Annotated in this window: 19 protein-coding genes and 1 pseudogene; 9 read left to right on the top strand and 11 right to left on the bottom strand. The window is 70.2% G+C overall.

Annotation, left to right across the window (positions count from 1 at the left end):
• Nucleotides 1-87: 87 nt before the first annotated feature.
• Together FKR81_RS20810 and FKR81_RS20805 are read right to left on the bottom strand one after the other, a co-directional pair.
• The gene (locus FKR81_RS20810) at nucleotides 88-2,832 is read right to left on the bottom strand and encodes an AfsR/SARP family transcriptional regulator (protein ID WP_235921668.1); all 2,745 of its coding nucleotides are present in this window, start codon (nucleotides 2,830-2,832) and stop codon (nucleotides 88-90) included.
• 431 nt (nucleotides 2,833-3,263) lie between these two features.
• Nucleotides 3,264-5,012, bottom strand: a complete 1,749-nt coding sequence (locus tag FKR81_RS20805; protein ID WP_146353783.1) for a proline--tRNA ligase — start codon at nucleotides 5,010-5,012, stop codon at nucleotides 3,264-3,266.
• Nucleotides 5,013-5,111: 99 nt separating this feature from the next.
• Here FKR81_RS20805 and FKR81_RS20800 point away from each other — a divergent pair, with 99 nt between their 5' ends.
• Entirely contained in the window at nucleotides 5,112-5,780 is a 669-nt protein-coding gene (locus tag FKR81_RS20800; protein WP_146353782.1) for an alpha/beta fold hydrolase, read from the top strand.
• 10 nt (nucleotides 5,781-5,790) lie between these two features.
• Entirely contained in the window at nucleotides 5,791-6,159 is a 369-nt protein-coding gene (locus tag FKR81_RS20795) for a VOC family protein (RefSeq protein ID WP_146353781.1), read from the top strand.
• Nucleotides 6,160-6,163: 4 nt separating this feature from the next.
• On the opposite strand, the gene FKR81_RS20790 is transcribed toward FKR81_RS20795, so the two are convergent.
• Complete coding sequence (locus FKR81_RS20790) at nucleotides 6,164-7,138, bottom strand: GNAT family N-acetyltransferase (protein ID WP_146353780.1); 975 nt, start codon at nucleotides 7,136-7,138, stop codon at nucleotides 6,164-6,166.
• A gap of 75 nt (nucleotides 7,139-7,213) precedes the next feature.
• On the opposite strand from FKR81_RS20790, the gene FKR81_RS20785 reads away from it, so the two are divergent.
• Nucleotides 7,214-7,966 carry an SAM-dependent methyltransferase gene (locus tag FKR81_RS20785; protein ID WP_146353779.1) on the top strand — a complete coding sequence of 251 codons (753 nt, stop codon included), beginning with the start codon at nucleotides 7,214-7,216 and terminating at the stop codon, nucleotides 7,964-7,966.
• Here FKR81_RS20785 and FKR81_RS20780 read toward each other — a convergent pair.
• A complete protein-coding gene (locus FKR81_RS20780; protein ID WP_146353778.1) occupies nucleotides 7,956-8,363 on the bottom strand; it encodes an AraC family transcriptional regulator in 408 nt (135 codons plus the stop codon). The two genes, FKR81_RS20785 and FKR81_RS20780, sit on opposite strands and share 11 nt — an antisense overlap.
• A 67-nt stretch (nucleotides 8,364-8,430) precedes the next feature.
• Between FKR81_RS20780 and FKR81_RS20775 the strand changes: the two genes are divergently transcribed.
• From FKR81_RS20775 to FKR81_RS20765, 3 genes and pseudogenes are all read left to right on the top strand, one after another.
• Complete coding sequence (locus FKR81_RS20775) at nucleotides 8,431-8,793, top strand: DoxX family protein (RefSeq protein WP_146353777.1); 363 nt, start codon at nucleotides 8,431-8,433, stop codon at nucleotides 8,791-8,793.
• Nucleotides 8,794-8,803: 10 nt separating this feature from the next.
• Nucleotides 8,804-9,523 (top strand): annotated as a pseudogene (gene yaaA, locus FKR81_RS20770) (peroxide stress protein YaaA); the annotation flags it as partial.
• A 214-nt stretch (nucleotides 9,524-9,737) separates the two neighbouring features.
• Nucleotides 9,738-10,703 (top strand): serine protein kinase RIO, encoded by a 966-nt coding sequence (locus FKR81_RS20765; RefSeq protein WP_235921667.1) that lies wholly within the window; start codon nucleotides 9,738-9,740, stop codon nucleotides 10,701-10,703.
• Here the strand turns inward: FKR81_RS20765 and FKR81_RS20760 are convergent.
• The gene (locus FKR81_RS20760) at nucleotides 10,666-11,235 is read right to left on the bottom strand and encodes a TetR/AcrR family transcriptional regulator (RefSeq protein ID WP_146353776.1); all 570 of its coding nucleotides are present in this window, start codon (nucleotides 11,233-11,235) and stop codon (nucleotides 10,666-10,668) included. The two genes, FKR81_RS20765 and FKR81_RS20760, sit on opposite strands and share 38 nt — an antisense overlap.
• A gap of 37 nt (nucleotides 11,236-11,272) precedes the next feature.
• Between FKR81_RS20760 and FKR81_RS20755 the strand changes: the two genes are divergently transcribed.
• The 3 genes from FKR81_RS20755 to FKR81_RS45055 all read left to right on the top strand — a co-directional run bounded on the left by FKR81_RS20755 (nucleotide 11,273) and on the right by FKR81_RS45055 (nucleotide 15,766).
• A complete protein-coding gene (locus tag FKR81_RS20755; RefSeq protein WP_186763081.1) occupies nucleotides 11,273-11,764 on the top strand; it encodes an HXXEE domain-containing protein in 492 nt (163 codons plus the stop codon).
• Between the two features lie 154 nt (nucleotides 11,765-11,918).
• Entirely contained in the window at nucleotides 11,919-13,454 is a 1,536-nt protein-coding gene (locus tag FKR81_RS20750) for a DEAD/DEAH box helicase (RefSeq protein WP_146353775.1), read from the top strand.
• 242 nt (nucleotides 13,455-13,696) lie between these two features.
• Nucleotides 13,697-15,766, top strand: a complete 2,070-nt coding sequence (locus tag FKR81_RS45055; protein ID WP_235921666.1) for an NACHT domain-containing protein — start codon at nucleotides 13,697-13,699, stop codon at nucleotides 15,764-15,766.
• Between the two features lie 27 nt (nucleotides 15,767-15,793).
• Here FKR81_RS45055 and FKR81_RS20740 read toward each other — a convergent pair whose 3' ends face one another.
• From FKR81_RS20740 to FKR81_RS20715, 6 genes are all read right to left on the bottom strand, one after another.
• Nucleotides 15,794-16,693, bottom strand: coding sequence for an RICIN domain-containing protein (locus FKR81_RS20740; RefSeq protein WP_235921665.1), 900 nt, complete (start codon nucleotides 16,691-16,693; stop codon nucleotides 15,794-15,796).
• A 92-nt stretch (nucleotides 16,694-16,785) separates the two neighbouring features.
• Complete coding sequence (gene cobA, locus FKR81_RS20735; RefSeq protein WP_146353774.1) at nucleotides 16,786-17,988, bottom strand: uroporphyrinogen-III C-methyltransferase; 1,203 nt, start codon at nucleotides 17,986-17,988, stop codon at nucleotides 16,786-16,788.
• 51 nt (nucleotides 17,989-18,039) lie between these two features.
• Entirely contained in the window at nucleotides 18,040-18,756 is a 717-nt protein-coding gene (locus FKR81_RS20730) for a PIG-L deacetylase family protein (protein ID WP_146353773.1), read from the bottom strand.
• Nucleotides 18,749-19,639: a cation diffusion facilitator family transporter gene (locus FKR81_RS20725; protein ID WP_146353772.1), complete on the bottom strand. Its 891-nt coding sequence runs from the start codon at nucleotides 19,637-19,639 to the stop codon at nucleotides 18,749-18,751. The genes FKR81_RS20730 and FKR81_RS20725 overlap by 8 nt, the downstream gene beginning before the upstream one ends.
• Before the next feature lie 75 nt (nucleotides 19,640-19,714).
• The gene (locus FKR81_RS20720; RefSeq protein WP_146353771.1) at nucleotides 19,715-20,485 is read right to left on the bottom strand and encodes a S1 family peptidase; all 771 of its coding nucleotides are present in this window, start codon (nucleotides 20,483-20,485) and stop codon (nucleotides 19,715-19,717) included.
• 120 nt (nucleotides 20,486-20,605) lie between these two features.
• A complete protein-coding gene (locus tag FKR81_RS20715) occupies nucleotides 20,606-21,988 on the bottom strand; it encodes a M36 family metallopeptidase (RefSeq protein WP_146353770.1) in 1,383 nt (460 codons plus the stop codon).
• Nucleotides 21,989-22,197 lie beyond the last annotated feature (209 nt).

Below are 22,197 nucleotides of genomic sequence, written 5' to 3'. Positions count from 1 at the left end.
GTCGGGGCCGCGTCAGTCGGGGCCGCGTCAGTCGGGGCCGCGTCAGTCGGGGCCGCGTCAGTCGGGGCCGCGTCAGTCGGGGCCGCGTCAGTCGGGGCCGGCGACCCGCACGCGGTTCTCGGCGCGGATCTTGTCGAGCACCACGAAGGTCCGGCTCTCCCACAGCGACAGCCGCAACTCCTGGAACGTCGTCATGGCCTGCTCGGCGATCGCGACGGCGTCGAACGTCTCCCCCTGCTGCGACACCAGCTGCGCCAGGTCGAGCCGGATCCGCGCGGCCCCGACCCGGTCGAGGTTCGCCTCGCACAACCGGATCGCCCGCCGCAGCGACCGCCCGGCCTCGGTGAACATCCGCAGCCGCCCGCTGATCAACCCGAGCGAGTGCAACGCGTAGCTCTCCCCCACGGTGTCACCGCTGCGCCGCACCATGCCCAGCACCGACGTCATCAGCTGCTGCGCCTGCTCGTACCTGCCCTGCAACAACATCGCGCTGCCCAGCCGGTACAGCACCTGCGACTCGACGCGCGGGCTGCGGATGTCCCGGCACATCACGAGCGCCTCGCGCAGCCTGCCGACCGCGAGGTCGTACTCACCGCGGTCCAGCGACAGCTGCGCGAGCTGCGACACGACGTACGCCTGACCGACGACGTCACCGACCCGTTCGAACCCGGTGAGCGACAGCTCGAACATCCGGGTCGCCAGCTCCGGCCGTCCCTCGCGGTACTCGACCACCCCGAGGTTCCGCCGCGCCATCGCGAGCCCGTGCGTGTCGTGGAGCTCGCCGAACAGCTCCAGCGCGGGCTCCAGCACCGCGCGCGCCTGCTCTCCCCGGCGCCGCGAGATGTGCAGCGACCCCAACGAGCACAGCACCGCGGCGGTACCGCGCCGGTTGCCCGCCTTGCGGACCGCGGCCAGCGCGCGATCGTGGGTCAGCTGCCAGTCGTCGAGGTAGCAGCGGGTCTCGAACAACGTCACGAGCGTCACCGCGAGGTCCCAGCACAGCTCGTCCAGCCCGAGATCGGCCGCCTGGAACACGGCCGCGCACAGGTTCGCGCGCTCGCTGTCCAGCCACCCCATCGGATCCTGCGACACCTGGTCGACGTACGGCGCGTGCGGGCGCCACCGCGTCGCCGAGCCGTGCAGGATCGTGAACGCCCCGCCGTACAACCGCTGGTGCGCCCGCTCGGCCAGCGCGAGCCAGCCGCCCGCGACGCGTTCGAACGCCGTCCGCGCCTCGTCCGCCAGCACCCGGTCCCTGGCGAACGAGCGGACCACACCGTGGAACCGGTAGCGCGGCAGGCCCGTCACGTCCGAGCCCGTCACGTCGAGCAGCCGCGCGTCGACCAGCTGCTTCAGCGGGTCGAACCCGCCGCTGACCGCCGTCGCGGCCCAGCGCGGCAGGCTGTCGCCGTCGAGCGCGCTCATCAGCCGCAGCGCCCGGCGGGGCTCCGGTTCGAGCCCTTCGTCGGCGAGCGTCAGCACATCACCCCGCGGGACAGTCCCTTGTGGACAGCCGCCGAGCAGTCGCAGCGCCAGCGGGACTCCGGCCGCGACCTCGACGAGCTCCGGCCGGTCGAGCACCCTGAGCGAGTCGGCGGGACTCAGCGGTCCGACCTCGACGTGGTGCGTCCCGCCGACGGCCACGCGACTGGTGACGATCACCCCGCACGCGGCCGAACCGGGCAGCAGCGCGGCGAACTGCGACGCGGTCGCGGCGTCGTCGAGCACGAGCAGCACGCGCCGGTTCGCGAGCATGCTGCGGAACATCTCGGCGCGCTCGTCGAGGCCGTCGGGCAGCGTCGAGCCGACGGCGCCGAACGCGGACGTGAAGCGGCCCAGCACTTCCGCGGGATTGGTGCCGCTCAGGTCGCAGAACAGCTGCCCGTCCGGGAACGCGTATGCGACGCGGTGGGCGACGTGCACGGCGAGCGCGGTCTTGCCCATGCCGGGCTCGCCGACGAGGTTCACGACGGGCGTGGTGTCGCGTTCGCCGGTGAGCAGCCGCTCCAGCTCGGCGACGAGGTCGTCGCGTCCGACCAGCCCGCCGACGTCGGCGGGGAGCTGCCGCGGGCCGCCCGCGACCGGTTCGGTGTTCTCGCGGTCGAGCCGGATCGTCACCTCCAGCTCGCGCAGCCGGTCGCCGGGTTCGAGCCCGAGGTGCCTGCCCGCGCGGTAGACGTCCAGCGCCTCGGACTGCCTGCCGGAGCGGTAGAGGGCGAGCATCAGCTGGCCGCGCGGGCGTTCACGCAGCGGATGTTCGGCGACCAGTGCGCGCAACTCGGCCACGAGCGCGTGGTGCCTGCCGAGCTGGAGGTCGACGTCAACGCGATCTTCCTGCGCCCGCAGGCGTTTCTCGTCGAACCGGCGCACCTCGCCGGGCAGCGCGCCACCGAACGCCGGTCCCCGCCACAGCGCCAGCGCGGAGCGGAGCAACGCGGCGGCGTCGTCCCACCGCTGATCCATCGCGGCCGCGCGCGACTCGGCGACGCGGACGTCGAAGAGGGTGATGTCGATCAGCTCTGGCGCCACGTGCAGCGCGTAGCCGGACCTGCGCGCCTCGATCCGCGCGTCGGCACCCGCCTGGTCGAGCGCCCTGCGGAGCGCGGAGACGCAGATGTCGATCTGCGCGCGGGCGGTGGACGGCGGGGTGAGGCCCCACGCCAGTTCGGCGAGCCGGTCCGGGCCGACCAGCTCGTTCGCGTCGAGCAGCAGCGCGCAGAGGATCGTCTGCTGGCGTCCGGGCGGTATCCGCACGCGCTCCTCGGCGCCGATGACCTCGATCGGCCCGAGCAGCCTGAAGATCGGCTCGTCATCGGAGGCGGAGCTCATCATGGACGACCCCTCGCGCCTTCACCTCTGGCAACGCCCCGAAGGTCCCACGACTGAAATGCATTTACGAACACGACTGCTAATGCGTGCACACAATGCGTCCGGAGCGTTTAACGGGATCTCCCGGAGGGGCGTCACCTCGAGGTCACTCGTATGGGTGATGATCTCCGAAGTTAGCCCTGTGCAGGAAAACTGTCAAGATCCATCTCGCATGCGAGGAAGCTTTCGCAAACAATGCACTGTGTCTCATCAGGTATCTCGTTTGGCGGACTCAGCAGGTTTCTGACGTGCGCAGAACTGTCGTGACATAGCAGCACGAAATGGCGTCTCAATTACGCCATCCCGGTGCATTCACACCAATGGACAAGACATTGTCAGCACTGTGCGTAGCAGATTTGTCAGGCGCCGGACAGCTGCCCGGCGCCTGACGTTCCTCAGTGCTTCACGAGCTCGACGAGATGCTGGACCGCGCTCTCGACAGGAACCTCGACGCGCTCACCGGACTTGCGGTCCTTGACCTCGACGACGCCGTTCGCGAGGCCGCGGCCGACGACGAGGATGGTCGGCACGCCGATCAGCTCGGCGTCCGCGAACTTCACGCCGGGGCTCGCCTTGCGGTCGTCCAGCAGGACCTTGAGGCCAGCCGCGTCCAGCTCGGCGGCCAGCTTCTCGCCACCGGCCGTCAGCGTCTCGTCCTTGCCCGCGATGACCACGTGCACGTCCGCGGGTGCGACGTTGCGGGGCCAGATGAGGCCGCGCTCGTCGTACGACTGCTCGGCGATGGCGGCCACGAGACGCGAGACGCCGATGCCGTAGGAGCCCATGGTGATGCGGACGGGCTTGCTGTCCGGGCCCAGCGCGTCGAGCGAGAACGCGTCGGCGTACTTGCGGCCCAGCTGGAAGATGTGGCCGATCTCGATGCCGCGCGCGGCCTCCAGCACGCCCTTGCCGTCCGGCGACGGGTCGCCCGCGCGGACCTCGGCGACGTCGATGACGCCGTCCGGGGTGAAGTCGCGGCCCGCGGTGAGGTCGACGACGTGGTGGTCGGCCTTGTCCGCGCCGGTCACCCAGGCGGTGCCGGTGACGACGCGCGGGTCGGCGAGGTACTGCACGCCGTTCGCCTGGAGCGCTGCCGGGCCGATGTAACCCTTGACGAGGAAGGAGTTCCGCGCGAAGTCGGCCTCCTCCAGCATCGCGACCTCGGCGGGCTCCAGCGCGGCCTCGAGTCGCTTGAAGTCGACCTCGCGGTCGCCGGGCAGCGCGATCGCGACCAGCGTCCAGTCCTTCTCGCCCGGCTTGCGCGTCTTCACGATGACGTTCTTCAGCGTGTCCGCCGCGGTGAACGCGCGGCCGAGGTTCGCACCGTTCAAGAAGTCGACGAGCGACTCGATGGTCGGCGTGTTCGGCGTGTGGTGGACCTGCGCCTCGGGCTTGCCCTCGAGAGGCAACGCGGCGGGGACCGGGGTCCGCACGGCCTCGACGTTCGCGGCGTAGCCGGACTCGGTGCTGCGGACGAACGTGTCCTCACCCGTCTCGGCGACGGCGAGGAACTCCTCGGACGCCGACCCGCCCATGGCGCCGGACGTGGCGGAGACGATCACGTACTCCATGCCGAGCCGGTCGAAGATGCGGATGTAGGCGTCGCGGTGGTCCTGGTAGGACTGGCTGAGGCCTTCGTCGGTGAGGTCGAACGAGTACGAGTCCTTCATCAGGAACTCGCGGCCGCGCAGGATGCCCGCGCGGGGACGCGCCTCGTCCCGGTACTTGGTCTGGATCTGGTACAGCGTGACCGGGTAGTCCTTGTACGAGCTGAACTCGCCCTTCACGGTGAGCGTGAACAGCTCCTCGTGCGTGGGGCCGAGCAGGTAGTCCGCGCCCTTGCGGTCCTTGAGGCGGAAGATGTTCGGGCCGTACTCCTCCCACCGGTTCGTCGCCTCGTAGGGCTCCTTGGGCAGCAATGCGGGGAACTGGATCTCCTGCGCGCCGAAGGCGTCCATCTCCTCGCGCACCACGCGCTCGATGTTGCGGAGGACCTTGAGCCCCAGCGGCAACCAGGAGTACCCGCCCGGCGCGACGCGGCGGACGTATCCGGCGCGTACCAGCAGCTTGTGGCTCGGTACCTCGGCGTCCGCCGGGTCCTCACGCAGGGTACGCAGGAACAACGACGACATCCTGGTGATCACGGTGAGTGCTCCTCGTTCACGGGCTGTTGGAGCAGACTACGGGTTCCGCCGGTGGCGAAAACGCGGGCGGTCGGTCTCCGCGGCTGCTGATGTGGTCACATGAAGGTTCTCTTCGTGCACGGCGCCTGCGTCACCGACGGTGCGTGGTGGTGGCGCCGCATGGTTCCTCTCCTTGCCGCGCAAGGCGTTTCGTCCGCCGCGGTCGAGCTGCCGTCGTGCGACGGCGACGGTGACCTGCACGCGGACGGCGACGCGGTGCGCGCCCAGGTGGCTTCCGCGGACGAGCCGTGCGTGCTCGTGGGGCACTCGTACGGTGGCATGGTCATCACCGATGCGGGGTCGTCGGCCGCCCGTCTGGTGTACCTGACCGCGGTGGTGCCGGACGCGGGCGAGTCCCTCGGCTCCCTGGCGGCGCCCGCTCCGTTCCTCGACCCCGGCCCCGACGGCCGCGTGGGTGTGCAGGGCTCCGCGCTGCCGTCCTTGTTCATGCAGGACTGCACCTCCTCGGACATCTCGGGCGCGCTGGCCCGTCTGACCAGGCAGTCGCTGGCGGCGTTCGGCCAGGCACCTCGCTCGGTCGCGTGGCGCACCGTGCCGTCGACGTACGTCGTCTGCTCGGACGACCGCGCCACCCCGCCTTCGCGCCAGCGCTCGTACGCGGCGCGCCTCGGGAACGTCGTGGAGATCAGCACCGGTCATCACCCGTTCCTCTCCGCTCCCGACCTTCTGAGCAGCACACTTCTCGAAATTGTCAGACCTGCTGAGTAGCGTCCCCGCCATGACCCTCACCATCGGAATGGTCACCATCGACACGGGTGACGCGCTCAAGCTCGCCGAGTTCTGGACCGCCGCGCTCCGCACCGAGATCCAGCACGACTTCGGCGGCGAGTTCCTCATGCTCGCGCCCACCACCGAGGGCGGCGTGCAGATCGGCATCCAGCGCGTGCCGGACGCGGTGCCCGGCAAGAACCGCGTCCACTTCGACATGCACGTGTCCGACCGGGTGGCCGAGGTCGCCAGACTCGTCGAGCTGGGGGCCACCGAGCTGGCCACGCACACGGTCCCCGGCCTGACGTGGACGGTCTTAGCGGATCCGGACGGCAACCAGTTCTGCATCGGGCAGGAAGACCAGCACCCGGCCGGCTGACCCGTCAGCCGACCGGGCTCACCGGCAGCCCGTAGTCGGACCAGTAGCCGGTCACGGCGAACCCGGCGCGCTCGTAGACGCCGAGCGCCGGGGTGGAGTTGGCCGAGTCCACGGACAGCCCGGCCCGCTCGAACCCGGCCTCCCGCGCGGCGGTCAGGGTGCGGCTGAGCAGCGCGCCCGCCACGCCCTTGCCGCGGTACGCCTCGAGGGTGCCGACGTCGGCGACCCACAGCTCTCGCACACCGGTCACGAGAGCCTCGGCCTCGCTGTGCTGGCCCAGCACGAACCCGGCGACCGCGTTGGTCGCGGAGTCCACCATCAGGAAGGAGGCGCCCGGAACGAAGCCCTTCATGCCCGTGAACCGCTCGGCCCACACCTGGGGGCTCGCGGCGGTCGTGCCCCAGTGCTCGGCGAAGGCCTCGTTGCGCGCGAGGCGGGTGTCCTCGTCGCGCTCGCGGGTGTACGGCACGACCTCGAGCCCGGCGGCGGCCTCCAGCAGTGGCGGCGGGTCGGCGAGCGAGACGCGCATGTCGTAGAAGCGCCGCTGGTCGGTGAATCCCAGCTCGGTCGCCAGTGCGCGGTGACCGTCGGCCCTGTCGCGGACGATCATGTCCACGGAGAGCGGCATGTCCTGGTAGTGGCTCGCGTGCACGACGCGTGAGCACGCGATGAGGCGTTCCACCAGCTCGCGGCCGAGGCCGCGGCGGCGGTGGGCCGGGTGGACCACGCCTTCGAGGAGCATGCGGTGCGTGCCGACGGCGTTGCCGCGGATGCGCGCCAGGCCGTAGGCGACGAGCTCGTCGCCGGCGGCCACGCCGAGCGAGCCGTCCGGGAAGTTGAGGTCGGCGTCGGCGAACTCCTCGGCGACGTCCTCCTCGGACAGGTGCATGCCGGTCTCGTCGACGGCCTCCGCGGCGGCCCGCAGCGCGGTGACCGCCGGGATGTCCGCCTTGCTGAGCGTGCGCCAGGTGTGCTCCACGTGCTCGAAGCTACGCCCGGAGCAGCTTCGAGCTCGACCGAATAATCACTTGCCGCGTGGGCCATCCTCGAACGGATGACACAACCGAAGATCACCCCATTGCACGAGGACACGACGTTCCACGGGCCGTTGTCGGAGGAACGAGCCGCCCGGCTGATCGGGTCGCTCGGCCCGTTCGACGGTGCCCACGTGGTCGACCTCGGCTGCGGCTGGGCGGAGATGCTGCTGCGCATCGTCGCCGCGGACCCGACCGCGACCGGACTCGGTGTCGACCGCGACGAGGAGGCGATCGAGCACGGCCGTGCCAACGCGCGCGAACGCGGCCTCGCCGACCGGGTCGAGCTGGTGGTGGGCGACGTCGGCGAGTGGGACGAGACCCAGGCGGACGTGCTGATCGTCAACGGGTCGTCCCAGGTGTGGGGCGGCGATCCGTTGGTGCACACGGAGAACGCGCTGCGCAACGCACACCGGATCCTGCGTCCGGGCGGCAGGTTGCTGCTGGGCGAGTGCTTCTGGGAGCGCGAGCCGACCGACGCCCAGCTGGCGGCCATGCCGGTCCCGAAGGAGCAGTACCGGTCGCTGGCGGGACTCGTCGACTTCGCGATCGGGCACGGCTTCCGCCTGCTGTGGCTGGAACAGGCGAGCCTGGACGAGTGGGACGAGTTCGAGTCCCGGCACGGCCTCGCCTGGGAGCACTGGCTGCTCGCCAACCCGGACTCGCCGCACGCGGACGAGATCAGGGCCAAGGCCGACCGGCAGCGGAACTTCCGGCTGCACGGCTGGCGCGCCACGATGGGCCTCGCCTACCTGACCCTGGTCAGGCCGTGACGGGCACCCACAGCTCGATCTGGTCGTGCCGGCGGTAGAACTCGACGAGCGGCCGGAACTCGTCCACGGGTGCGTTGGCGCGCAACGCGTCCATCCCGGCCCCGATCAACGTGTAGAGCGCGGACGGCTCCCCGGCGAGTCGTCCGCGCAGGTACCAGCCGCCGGGCAGGGTGCCGAGCGCGAGTCTCAGCGACTCGTCGCCCGGCTTGACCGGCGTGCACGCGGTGTAGGTGTGCGCCCGCTCGTCGATCCGCGCGTACATCTTGCGTCCGCGCAGGCCCACCGCCCGCTCGAACGCGGGCCACAGCGCCTGGATGCCTGCGAGCTCATCCGGCGCGGTCTGCTCCACGACGGCGACGTCGGCGCGGTGGATCCGGTCAGGAGCAGCGGTGAACACACCGCCACCCTGTCACGTCCGCGCCGGCTGTCTCGTCCCTTCACCGACAACAGGTGAAAGGAACGGCATGAACATCGCTCTGTGGATCAGCCAAGGCGTGCTCGCGGCGGTCTTCGCGTTGTCGGGCACGCTGAAGTCCACCCAGCCGAAGGAACGGATGATCGCGACCGGCCAGACCGGCGTGGTCTTCTTCCCGCTCCCGGTGATCCGGACCGTCGCCGCGCTGGAGCTGGCCGGCGCGGCGGGCCTGATCCTCCCCAGGATCACCGGCATCGCCGAACCGCTGACCCCGGCGGCCGCGATCGGCCTCGCCGTGGTCATGGTCGGCGCGGCGATCAGTCACAGCAGGCTGCGCGAGCCGGGCGCGGTCGCGGCGAACCTGGTCCTGCTGGCGCTGTGCGTGTTCGTGGCCTTCGGCCGGCTGGCCTAAACTCCCGACCGTGCTGGTGCTGCTCCCCCCGTCGGAGACCAAGGCGATCGGCGGCAGCGGTGCGCCGCTCGACCTCGAGCTCCTGTCGTTCCCCGAGCTGAACCCGATCAGGGACAAGCTGACGACCGCGCTCGTCGACCTGGCGCGGGACACCGGCGCCAGCATCGAGGCGCTGGAGATCTCCGCGAAGCAGACCGACGAGGTGCAGCGCAACGCGGAGCTGCGCACGTCACCGACGATGCCTGCGCTCCACCGGTACACCGGCGTGCTCTACGACGCACTGGACGTCACAACGCTCACCAAGACCGAGAAGGAACGCGCGCACCGCAGGCTGGCGGTCGCGTCGGCGCTGTTCGGCATCGCGCACGCGGGCGACCCGATCCCGGCGTACCGGCTGTCCGGCGGCAACACGCTGCCCGCACTGGGTTCCCTGCGGACGGTGTGGAAGCCGGTGCTGGAACCCGCGCTCACCTCGATCACCGACTTCGTGGTCGACCTGCGCTCCGGCGCGTACGCGAACCTCGCGAAGCTGCCGCACGCCGCGCAGGTCCGGGTGATCACCGAGGACGGCAAGGTCATCAGCCACTTCAACAAGGCGCACAAGGGTTTGCTGGCGCGGGCGATCGCGACGTCGCGTGCCGAGCCGTCCGACCTGAAGGGCCTGGTCAAGCTCGCGCAGAAGGCCGGCATCGAGCTCGTGCCGACCGGGCCGAACAGGGCGGATCTGATCGTCCGTCAATTCGGTTGCGGCCCGAGATCGACACCCGGCAGACTTCCGGGGCAGAAGCGTGATGGAACCGAGGAGGTGCGACATGTCTACGCCTGTCATGGACGTGGCACCGACCCGTCCGCACGCCCCTCGCGCCTGACGCAGCAGTCGTCACGACAGCAGTCGCAGCAGCGCCGGTGGGGCGTTCACCCTTCATCTCGTAGGAGACCCCACCGTGCGCGAGCACGATCTTCATCTCGAGTTCGAGTCCGCCTTCGACGACACCGACGACAAGCGGTGGAAGGCCAAGAAGAGCAGACGACCAGCCGACGACGCCGAACCGACGCGTCGCGGCCGAATGACCGAAGAGGAGAAGCTGCGCGTCGCCCGCGTGCGGGAGGACCAGCTCAGCGAGGCGGACACCCCCGAGGACGGCGATCGCTGGTCCACCTGGGGCGACGCCGAGCACGGCCCGAAGCCGTATCCCGGCTGGCTCGTCACCGAGCTGGCCGCGGTCGACCGCGAGCTCGGCATCGTCAAGACCGGCAAGGAAGCCGACGTGTTCCTGCTGGAACGCGCGATGCCGGACAGGTCGTGCCTGCTGGCCGCCAAGCGGTACCGCAGCAACGACCACCGCATGTTCCACCGCGACAGCGGCTACCTCGAGGGTCGCCGCATGAAGAAGTCCCGCGAGACGCGGGCCATCGCCAACCGCACCGCGTTCGGGCGCAACCTGATCGCGGAGCAGTGGGCGGTCGCGGAGTTCGCCGCGCTCGGCAGGCTGTGGCAGATCGGCGCCCCGGTGCCGTACCCGGTGCAGCGCAGCGGCACCGAGCTGCTGCTGGAGTTCATCGGCGACGACGAGGGCAACGCCGCACCGAGGCTCGCGCAGGCCCGTCCCGACGAGGACGAGCTGCTCGACCTGTGGCGGCAGCTGGTCGCCGCGCTGATGGTCCTCGCCGAGGCGGGGCTGGCGCACGGCGACCTGTCGGCGTTCAACCTGATGGTGCACGACGGCAGGCTGGTCCTGATCGACCTGCCGCAGATCGTGGACCTCGTCGCGAACCCGCGCGGCCGGGAGTTCCTGGAGCGCGACGTCCGCAACGTGTCCGCGTGGTTCAGCGGGCGGGGTCTGCCGTCCGAGATCGCCGATCCGGCCGCGCTCATCGAGATGCTGCTGGACGTGGCGGGGCTGCGCTGAGCACCGGCCAGACGAGGTCGAACACCTCGTCCGGTGATCGGACCGCACCCGTCGCCAGCCAGTGGTAGACGAGCGGTCCGAACAGCAGGTCGCGCACGAGCTCCGGGTCGACGTCGGCCCGGAGCTCGCCGCGCGACACGCCGCGCCGCACCACGGATGTGATGAGCGCGTGGCGTCCGGCGAGGAACGACTCGTAGAGCCGCTCCCCCAGCTCGGGCACGCGCCGCGCCTCGGCGTGCACCGCGAGCACGACCCACGACATGCCGCCGACGAGCGCGGCGGCGAGCTGTTCGAGATCGGTGCGCGCGGACCCGGTGTCCGGGTCGGGCATCGGCACGACCGACGCCATCAGGACGTGCGCGACGAGGTGCAGCTTGGACGGCCACCGCCGGTACAGCGCGGGTCTGCTCACACCGGCGCGCGCGGCGACGGCGTCCAGCGTCAGCGCGTCGAGCCCGACCTCGTCGAGCAGGGCGAGGGTGGCGTCGGTCAGCGCGCGGTCGACGGCCGCGCTGCGAGGTCGTCCAGGCACCTGCCCATAATACGATACGAGGTGTAACGTAAACGACATGACCAGCGCGAAGGTGACCTGGGGACTGCTCGCCGCCTGGGTTCTGCACGACGTCGAAGAGCTCATGACCATGCCGAGGTGGACGAGGAAGCACCGCTTCGTGCCGGACACCTCGCCGGCTCAGGCGGCCGTCGCGATCGGCGCCGTGGGAATGGTCGTGGCGGCCGCGGCGTTGCAGGGAGCACGCACCGATGGCCGTTCCGGCTTCTTCCAGTCCGCGCTCATCGGCTTCGGTCTGCACTCCGTCACCCACGTGGCCGCGAGTGCCGCCCTGCGCGAGTACACACCCGGCGTCCTCACCGCGCCGACCCTCGTCGCCCCGTTCTCGATCTGGGCGGTGAGGCAGCTCAAGAAGGAGGGTGTCCCCATCACCGGAGGTCCCATGTCGGCCGCGCTGTGGTTTCCAGCGGTCGTCGCAGGCGCGCACCTGTGCGCAAGGACACCCCTGGTGAGCGCGGCCGCGCGAAAAGTGCATTCGTTGATCGGCTAGACTGTCATGTGCACCGATGACGGATGACTCGCCGGTGCGTTCCACCCAATCAACGGCGTGATGTTCATGCCGGGCTCGTCCTTGCGATCGGCACCGCGTATCCCGCGGGGCGTCCCCGAGACGTGCCACGTCCCGGAGGTATGTTTTGCCACCCATGTCCGAAGGCCGTTTCGAGCGTTCACAGAGCCGCAGGCCGCGGCGTCGCTCCGGCCAGGGCAACAACCGTCCGCAGCGTGTCGTCGAGGCGCCGGTCGTCACCGAGCCCTTCGAGAGCACCCTCCCCGAGGGTCCGCTGCCGTCGTTCGCCGAGCTGGGTCTCGCCGACCAGCTGCTGCGTTCGCTGAACGAGGCGGGTATCACCGAACCGTTCCCCATCCAGGCCGCGACGCTGCCCGACGTCCTCGCCGGCCGTGACGTTCTCGGCCGGGGCCAGACCGGCTCCGGCAAGACCCTGGCGTTCGGCCTCGGCCTGCTGTCCCGCCTCGCGGGTGGCAAGGCTCGCCCGAACCAGCCGCGCGCCCTGATCCTGGTCCCGACCCGCGAGCTCGCGATGCAGGTCGAGACCGCACTGGCGCCGCACGCCCGCGCACTGGGCCTGTGGTGCCGCACGGTCGTCGGCGGCACGTCGTTCCCGCGCCAGATCGACCACCTGCGGCGCGGCGTCGACCTGCTGATCGCGACGCCCGGCCGCCTGTCGGACCACGTCCGCCAGGGCACCTGCGACCTGTCGCAGGTCATGTTCACCGCGCTCGACGAGGCCGACCAGATGGCCGACATGGGCTTCATGCCCCAGGTCCGCGCCATCCTCGACCTGACGCCGATGGACGGGCAGCGCCTGCTGTTCTCCGCGACGCTCGACGGTGACGTCGACAAGCTCGTGCGCCAGTACCTGCACACCCCGGTGACCCACTCGGTCGCGCCCGCCACGGCGAGCGTGTCCACGATGGAGCACCACCTGCTCTTCGTGTCCGCCGAGGACAAGCAGAACGTCGTCACCGAGGTCGCCGCTCGCGAGGGCCGCACGATCATGTTCGTGCGCACCAAGCACCACGTCGACCGCCTGGCGAAGAAGCTGCGCTCGGTCGGCGTGCACGCGGGTGCGTTGCACGGCGGCAAGGCGCAGAGCGCCCGCACCAGGGTTCTCGGCGAGTTCCGCGAGGGCATCACGCCGGTCCTGATCGCCACGGACGTCGCCGCGCGCGGCATCCACGTCGACGACGTGTCGCTCGTCGTGCACGTCGACCCGCCGGCCGACCCGAAGGACTACCTGCACCGCGCCGGTCGTACCGCGCGCGCCGGGCAGTCCGGCATCGTCGTCACCATGGTCACGCACGACCAGCGGCGCGCGGTGCAGGGCATGGCGGCCCGCGCGGGCATCCGCCCGGAGACCTCGAAGGTGCGCCCCGGCGACGAGGAGCTGATCCGCATCACCGGCGCCCGCATCCCGAGCGGCGAGCCGGTCATCGAGCGCGAGAAGCCCGCCAGCGCCCGCCGTGGCGGCCCGCGCCGCTTCGGCAGCAGTGGTGGCACCGGTCGCGGCGAGTTCCGCGGCGGCCCGCGTCGCACGGAGCGCGGTGCCGAGGGCGGCAGCCGCAGCGGCTTCGCCCGCGGCGAGCGCAGCGAGGGTGGCCGTTCCGGCTTCGCTCGCGGCGAGCGCACCGGCCGTCCGCGTCGTGCACCGCAGCACTAGCACGCAGCACTAGCACCACAGCAGTAGCGCCGGTCTGACCGGCACGCTGAAGCAGGGGTCCCCGCCAGGGGTCCCCTGCTTTTATTTTTCCAGGCAGCACCGACAATTCCGGATTCTCGAGCCGCCGCAGACGGACTTTGTCCACAGCCCGCAGGCCACGGCACCACAGCCCGCAGGGCCACGACACCGCACCCCGCACAGCCACCGGTAACGCCCACCCGGCAGCACCGATAAGGACCAACGTGGCTGCACAGACGTGGCGCTCCCCCAAGCTCGGAGCGCATCTCCTCGTCGTCGCGGGTTTCGTCGTGTCAGTCGTACTGATCCTGCGCGGCTTCATCGCCGACGACAACGACTTCCAGGTCCTCGCGGGCTGGGCCAACATCATCGCGCTACCGGTGGGCGTGCTGGGTATCGCGCTGGTCGTGCGCGAGAAAACCCTTGCGGCGAGGGACACCTCGCCCACCCGGCTGGCGGACGTGGCGGACTCCATCGCCAAAGAGTTGCTGGCCAGGGAAAGCGAAGAACGGGCCCGCCTGATCGGCACCGACGAAGTGGCCACCACCCACGCCAACCTCGAGTTCGTCCGCGACTTCGGACGGTTCCGGGAAGTGGGCGGCGACGCCAGCGGCACCATGGACTCGGTCCGCACGTACTTCGAGGACCTGCACCCGCAACGGCTGACCATCCTGGGCAAGCCCGGTGCGGGCAAGACGGTCCTCGCGCTCGAGCTGATCATCCAGCTGCTGCAACGGAGAACGAGCACCGATCCCGTACCCGTCCGGCTGGCGTTCGCGTCGTGGGACACCGGCAAGGGCTTCGACGCGTGGATCGTCGACGAGCTCGTCGACCGGTTCCGGCTCGACCGGCGCATCGCGACGGTGCTCGTCCGCGACCGGTGGATCCTGCCCGTGGTCGACGGTCTCGACGAGATGGACCCCGACGACGCGCCACCGGAGCGGTCCGCCGCGGCGGTCGCCAAGCTCAACGGCTACGTCCGGGCAGGCGAACGGGCACCGCTCATCGTCACGTGCCGCCAGGGGTTCTACGAGCGGCTCGGGAGTTCCGTCGCGTCCACCCACGTCGAGATCCTGGACCTCACCGCGCCCGAGATCGTGAGCTACCTGCGGTCCCACGTGCACGACCTCACCGAGGAACTGGCCTGGCTCCAGGTGCTGGACGAGGTCGAACGGCCGGGCAGCCCGCTGGCGCAGCTGCTCGGCACGCCGTGGCAGCTGACGCTCGCGACCACGGTGTACCGCGCGGGAGGCAATCCCGCCGAGCTGATCCCGAAGCAGGGCGAACCGGACTACGAGGGCAGGGTGAAGCAGCTCCTGCTGGAGCGGTACGTGCCCAGCGCGGTGTCGCTGCACGGCGGGTACGACGCGGACCAGGTGATGGGCTGGCTCGTCACCATCGCCGAACACCTCGACTGGCGCAGCCGCAACACCATGTCGGGCACGGACATCGTCCTGCACACCTGGTGGCCGGTCGGCGGACCGAACCGCGTCCGGTTCTGGCACGCCGCGGTCACCCTGGGCGTCATGTTCCCCGCACTCGGCCTCCTGTGGCGGCTGCGCGAGGGCCCGATCGACGTCTGGACGCACAAGATCAGGCACTTCTTCGAGGACTTCGCGGACCTGTCGCCGAGCTTCATGGCGGGCGGCATCGGCGTCGTGGTCCTGACGGGGATCGTCCTGCTGGTCGCGCTGAACAACGCGCTCAGCTGGGATCCGATGCTCTACCAGGTCCGCCTGCGCGACCTGCGCAGCGCCGAAGGACTGAGAAGCCTGCTGTCGAGCCTGTTCATCGGCGCGACGCTCGGGCTCATCATCTGGCTGCTGGCCACGACGTCCCAGATCGTGCCCTGGCAGGTGGAAGCGCGCGTCAGCCCGTACATCTGGCTCTGCTGCGGACTGTTGCTCGGCGTGTTCATCTGGCTGGGGTTCAACAGCACGACCGGGGACGGGCAGAGCGGGCCGCGGATCCCGCTGCGCACCAGCGGGGTGTGGTCTCTCGGCATCAGCTCGCTCATCGCGCTCGCCAGCACGCTGCCCATGACTCTGGCGTACGGCCCACTGGTCGGCGCGGCAGGCGCGCTCGCGTGCTTCGCGCTGGGCACGATGTTCACCTCAGGCGCCTGGGTGCGCTACCACGTCACACTGGTGATCGCGGCACGGCGCAAGGGTCTGCCGCTGCGCTTCGGAACGTTCCTCGACTGGGCGTGGAAGGCCGGCATCCTGCGCGTCTCCGGCATCGGCTACCAGTTCCGGCACCGCGAACTGCAGCGGTGGCTGACGCCGGCCGGGTGAAGAAGACCTCACCCGGCCGGCTGCGCCTCAGGTCGCGGACTTGAAGTCCCACTTGCTCTCGTTGCCCGAACACTTCCCGGCCACCACCGCGGTCCCGGAGATCCGGTAGCACTTGGTGTTGGACTGCATGTCCGAGATCGTCTTGTTCGGGTTGACCGACCACTGCTGGGACGGCCCGCCGTTGCACTTGTTCATGACGACCTTGCCGCTCGACTGAGCGGTGCACAGGTTCGTGCCGTGCTCCATGAACGCGCCGTGGAACTTGAACTGCTGCTTCGGGTCACCACTGCACGCGGCCGTCTTCAGCTGCGTTCCCGCGGTCGTGCCGGGGTTCTCCAGGCACTGCCCGTTCGACACGTTCTTGTACTGGCCGATGGTCGTCTTCGGCTTCGCGCCGCCGTAGCACTCACCGGTCTGCGTGTTGAAGATCGGCGTCGGGTCCACGGTCAGGTTGTTGGGCGGGTTGATGATGGTCTCCTCCATCACCGGCTTCCCGTCCTCGTGGTAGTTCGTGAGGGCGTCCTCGCAGTCGATGGCGTTCATGGCGTTGCCGCCCTTGCCGCCGACCCACAGGTCGAAGTGCCACAGCTTGGGGCCGCCGTTGGGGCCGTTGCCGTTCCAGTCCTGCTCACACGCAGAACAGCTGTCCTCCATGATGAAGTACTTCTTCACCCGCGGAACCCAGATCTTCGTGCCCGGCTTCGCTTCCTTGGACGACGTCGCGAACGTGATCGGGTCGGCGTAGGTGCCCTTGCCGCCCGCGCTGTTGTGGATCTGCGGGTACGCGATGTCGCCGCCCGGCGGCGTGTTGTCGTACCAGCCGTAGAAGGTGAAGAACACCTGCTGCGGCGCGGGCGCCGCCTCAGCGGGACCTGCCGTTGTGAACAGGCTCAGGATCAGGATCCCGACCGCCGCTAGAACTCGCATGATGCCTCCGCACAACCCAATGGGTACACGGCGGCGTACAGGCAGACTCCCACCGACGGCCGAGGCCGGTCAATATTTGTTAGGAAACTTGTCTAACTATTTCCTAGTCCCGCGACCGGGCCGACGACGATGATCGCGGGCGGGCGGATGTCCGCCGCCGCCATGTCCGCCGCCACCGAGTCCAAAGTGGACCGCAGGACCCGTTGCGCGGCAGTCGAACCCTCCTGGATCACGGCGACCGGGGTGGACGCGGGACGACCGGCCATGAGTGCCGACGCGAACGCGCCCGCCCGCTCGACGGCCATCATCAGCACGACGGTGCCGCGCAATTGCGCCAAAGCGGACCAATCGACCAAAGAACGCGGATCGTCCGGCGCCACGTGACCTGAGACGACGACGACCTCGTGCGCCACGCCCCGGTGCGTCACCGGCACGTCCGCCAGCGCGGGCACGCCGAACGCGGACGTCACGCCCGGCACCACGGTCACCGGGATCCCCGCGGCGGCACACTCCAGCAGTTCCTCGAAGCCGCGGCCGAAGACGTACGGATCACCGCCCTTCAGCCGCACCACGAACTTCCCGGCCTTGGCGTTCTCGATCAGCGTGGTGTTGATGAACTCCTGCGACGCCGCGCGCCCGTACGGGATCTTCGCCGCGTCCACCACCTCGACGTGCGGCGGCAGCTCGTCCAGCAGCTCGCGCGGCGCGAGCCGGTCCGCGACCACGACGTCCGCGAGGCCGAGCAACCGCCTGCCGCGCACGGTGATCAGGTCCGGGTCGCCGGGACCGCCGCCGACCAGCGCGACACCGACGGGCTGTTCGTGCTGGTCCGCGATCGAGCCGTCGCGCAACGCGGACACCAGCCCGTCGCGCACCGCGGCCGAACGCCGGTGCTCGCCGCCGGCCAGCACGCCGACGGTCAGCCCGTCGTGGCGGCCGACAGCGGGCGTCACCGCGGTGCCCTCGACGGCGACGTCCGCGCGCACGCAGAAGATCTGCCGCTCGGTGGCGTCCGCCCCGATCTGCTCGTTCGCCTCAGGGGTGGAGGTGCAGGCCAGCACGTACCAGGCGCCGTCGAGGTCACCGGGCGCGTAGCGCCGCTCGTGCCAGGTCAGCTCACCCGCGTCGATCATGCCCTGGACCGAGGGCGTGACGTGCGGGGAGATCAGTTCGACGGCGGCACCGCACGCGACGAGACGGGGCAGGCGGCGCTGTGCGACCGTGCCACCGCCGACCACGACGACGCGCCGGCCCCGGAGATCGAGACCGGCCAGGTAGTGCTGTTCAGCGGACATGGGTAGAAGCATCCACACCGGATGCGCCCTGTCCACTCGAAGGGTTGATCCTCACATCCGGAGCAGCTCGAACGTCGTCGCGAGACCTCCCCCGAACCGCTCACCCGCCTTCTCCGCGTACGGGCGCAGGAACGCGTCCGGATCCCCCATGACGCCCTCGCCCAGCCCGGCCAGGTACTGCTCGTGCGCGCACAGCGAGGCGACGGCCGCGTCGAACGTGTCGGTGATGTCCACTGCGTGCACGGCGTCCGGGGAGCCCGAGACCCCCACGTACTTCACGCCGCCCCACGGTTCGAGCTCGAGGTCGCGGAACACCCAGCGGTTCCCCGCGTCGCGCACCGCGTCGACGGTCGCGCGGCCGACGGCGATGTGGTCGGCCTGGTTGAGGAAGCCACCGGCGAACGACTCGCGGTAGTTGCCGGTGATGACGAGCTCCGGGCGGTGCCTGCGGATCGCGGCGGCGATGTCGCGGCGCAGCGGCAGCCCGTACTCCATCATCCCGTCCGGGTGGTCGAGGAACTCGAGCTCGCTGACGCCGACCGCCGCGCAGGCCGCCCACTGCTCGCGTTCCCGCAGCGGCCCGGCCTCCTCCGGCGCCATGCCGTCGATGCCGGCCTCGCCGCGGCAGGCGAGCAGGTAGACGATCTTCTTGCCCTGCGCGGTCCACCGCGCGACGGCACCTGACGCGCCGTATTCCATGTCGTCCGGATGAGCGACGACGGCCAGCGCGGTGTCCCAGTCCTCCGGAAACTGCTCGAGATCATCCATGTGACGCAGGATGCGCGTGCACGTGGGCGCGCTGCAACCGGTGGACCTCGTGCCGCAGCCGGTGCTCCACGTCGTGCGCGATCCGGTGCGCCTCCACCAGCGACGTGTCCCGCGCGACGACGACCGTCAGCTCGGCCAGCTGACCGTGTCCCGACCAGCGCAGCCGCACGTCCTCGACGGCCAGCACGCCGGGCGTCTCCCCCGCCACGGACGACGCCTTCCGCGCGACGACCGGGTCGGCGGCGTCGAGCAGCCGCCCGAAGACCTGCTTGCCCGCGTCGACCAGCACGACGCCGATCAGCACCGCCACCACGAGCCCGACCAGCGGGTCGACCCACCACCAGCCGAGCAACGACCCACCGGCGGCGGCCAGCACGGCGAGCGAGGTGTAGCCGTCCGTGCGGGCGTGCAGGCCGTCCGCGACGAGCGCGGCGGACCCGATCCGCCTGCCCACCCTGATCCGCCAGCGCGCCACGGCCTCGTTGCCGGCGAACCCGACGACGGCGGCGACCGCGACGGCCGGAACCGCCGTGACCGCACGGGGTTCGACGAGCCGTGCGACGGACTCGACGGCCGCGAACACGGCCGAGCAGCCGATCAGCAGCACCACGACCACACCGGCCAGGTCCTCGACCCGCCCGTAGCCGTAGGGGAAGCGCAGCGTCGCGGCACGTTTGCCCAGGAAGAACGCGATGCCGAGCGGGACGGCGGTCAGCGCGTCGGCGGCGTTGTGCACCGTGTCCGCGAGCAGCGCGACCGACCCGCTGAAGAAGACCACGACGGCCTGCAGCGCGGCCGTGACCAGCAGAACGGCGAACGACCACCACACCGTCTGCTGCGGATCGGTGTGGTGGCCGTGGCCGTGCCCGTGTCCATGCCCCATGGCAGAGACGATAGCCTCAAATAGTCCACTGTGGACTAATGCACAACACTGCCAACTGCCATGGTTTTGCTGGTGCTACAGCTGTGCGGTGATGGCCGCGTAGTACGGCGCGATGCGCCCGTAGACACCGGGGAAGCCGGCGGCCGCGCAGCCGCGGCCCCACGAGGTGTCGCCGATGAGCTTGCCGCCGAAGACCAGCGGGCCACCGGAGTCGCCCTGGCAGGTGTCGACGCCACCCTGCGGGAAGCCCGCGCACACCATCGACTGGTTGCTGTACTGCGGGTAGGCCTTCTTGCAGGTCGCGTCGGACGTCAGCGGCACGTTGGCCTTGAGCAGGTAGCGGGACGCCGCGCCACCGGACGAGGTGGTGCCCCAGCCGAGGATGAGGGCGCTGTTGCCCTCCTTGTAGAGGGAGGCGTCGGCGGGCGTCGCGAGCGGCAGGGTCGCCGACGTGATGGCCCGGTCCAGGGTGAGCACCGCGACGTCGAAGCCCGCGGTCGCCGTCGTGTAGCTGGGGTGCACCCAGATCTTGGTGACGGCAGCGTTCGTGCCCACCGTGCTCTGCTTGTCGTCACGACCGTGGACGACGCGGGTCGCCGCGGGCGAGCGGCCCTTCACGCAGTGCGCCGCGGTGAGGACCTTGTTGGCCTTCACCAGTGTTCCGCCGCAGAACTGACCACCCGAGGTGGACGCGAGGAAGACGACCCACGGGAAGTCCGCGGTGCTCGCTCGGGTGCCGCCGACGACGTTCGGTTCGACGTCCGCGCTGGCAGGGGCCGCGACCGCGATGCTCGCGAGTGCGGCCACCACGACAGACATGAACAGGCGACGCAGGGATTTCGCCATAGCCAAGTCCTTCCGATGACGCTGTGTGTGCACGGTCAGCGGCGGCACACACAGCGTCACGGCAGAACGATCAGCGAGCAACCGCCACTAGTCGCTCAAAACGGTCTTCACAGTTGACGGTCAGACCGCGATGCCGCGGGCGGCGAAGGCGGTCTTCACGGTCGTGGCGTCCGCGTCGCCGTACAGCTTGCGGGCGGTCTCCACGGTGGCCTTGGCGGCCGCCGAGAACGACGTGTTCGGCGAGTAGGAGAACTGCGCCTCCAGGACGATCTTCGCCGACTTGTCGCGGCCGAACTTCTTGAACACGTCGAACAGCGCGCGCGACCAGATCTGGCCGTCGTGGTGCACCTCGCCGGTGCGCTCGGAGTACTTCGTCTCGGTGTCCGTGCGGCGCAGGCAGTGCGGCCTGGCCGTGGTGTAGGAGACGGCGTCCCAGTCCGCGATGCACGCCAGCGGCGTCGTCGCGGTGTCCTGCTGCACGGCGGACGACATGATCAGCGCCCACCAGTCGCCGAAGCCCTCGCCGATCGAGCCGGACTCGGTGCCGGAGCCGAAGCCGGGCACCTGCGCGTCCTGGATCGCGTGACCCAGCTCGTGCCACACGACCTCGGCGTCCTCGGCGTCGTCGACGCCACCGGTGCCGAACGTGATCTTGTCCTTGGACGGGTCGTAGAACGAGTTGTCGTCGGCGTAGCCGATCGTCGTGATGTCCTGCGCCTCGTTGTTCACGTTGGTGAAACCGAGGCCCTGGACGTAGCGCTGCGACTCGGTCACCGCGTGGTAGGCGACGACCTGCTCGAAGAAGTCGTTGTTGCGCGTGTAGTTGAACGCGTTGGTCTTCGAGTACGCGAGCTTGCTCTTGGCGCCGAGCAGCTGGGCGTACTTGCCCTTCAGGTAGCCGGAACCGTCCAAATCGGACAGCTTGACCGACTTGTACGCCGTCGCGGGCACCGCCGAGTCGGCGTCGTTCGCGTCGACCAGGCCCTCGTTCTGCAGCGTCGCCACCGGGTTCGGCGAGAACACCTTGCCGGTGCCGTCGGCGCGCTTGACCAGCTCCTCGGTCTTGATCACGGCACCGGACGACGCGTCGACGAGCGTGCGCACGGAACCCCTGCCCGCGTCGGAGATCACCTCGTAGACGAGCTTGGCGTCCGCACCGGGCAGGACGGCCAGTTTGGCGTCCGACGGAACACCCCGGGTCTTTTCTTGCGCACTTTCAACAGAAACGTCCGGGGTGACGTCGCTGAGGTTGCCGACCGCGATGCGGCCGTCGTCCACGGTGACCGCACCGGTCTTCTTGTCGATGTGGCGGACGAAGTAGCTGCCGAGCACGGGTTTGCCGCCGAACGTCTGCACGTACCAGGTGTGCGAGGCGAGGACGGAGTCGCGGAAGCCGACGAACTGCAGGCCGTCGTTCGGCTGTGCCGCTTGGGCGGTGATCGGGAACAGGGACAGCGCGACGCCGGCGGTGCAGGCCGCCGCGACGATACGACGCGGTCGCATGGGTTCTCCAGGATTTCCGGGCCCCGCAGGGAGGGGCCATGTGCGATCGCACGCTAATCAAGAAATCCTCGCCGGAGACCCGACGAAAGACATCCCAGGAGCTTGAATGTCAAGCAGCAGCCTTCTCGACACGATGCGACCAGGCGGTCGCCTCGTCGTAGTGCGTGCGGGTTTTGAGGCAGCCATGCAGGATGCCGACGCACCGGTTG

Origin of the sequence: Lentzea tibetensis, from assembly GCF_007845675.1 — a bacterium.
Classification (GTDB): Bacteria; Actinomycetota; Actinomycetes; order Mycobacteriales; family Pseudonocardiaceae; genus Lentzea; species Lentzea tibetensis.
The sequence above is the reverse complement of the archived record's forward strand: the minus strand, read 5'-3'. Positions and strand labels throughout refer to the sequence as shown.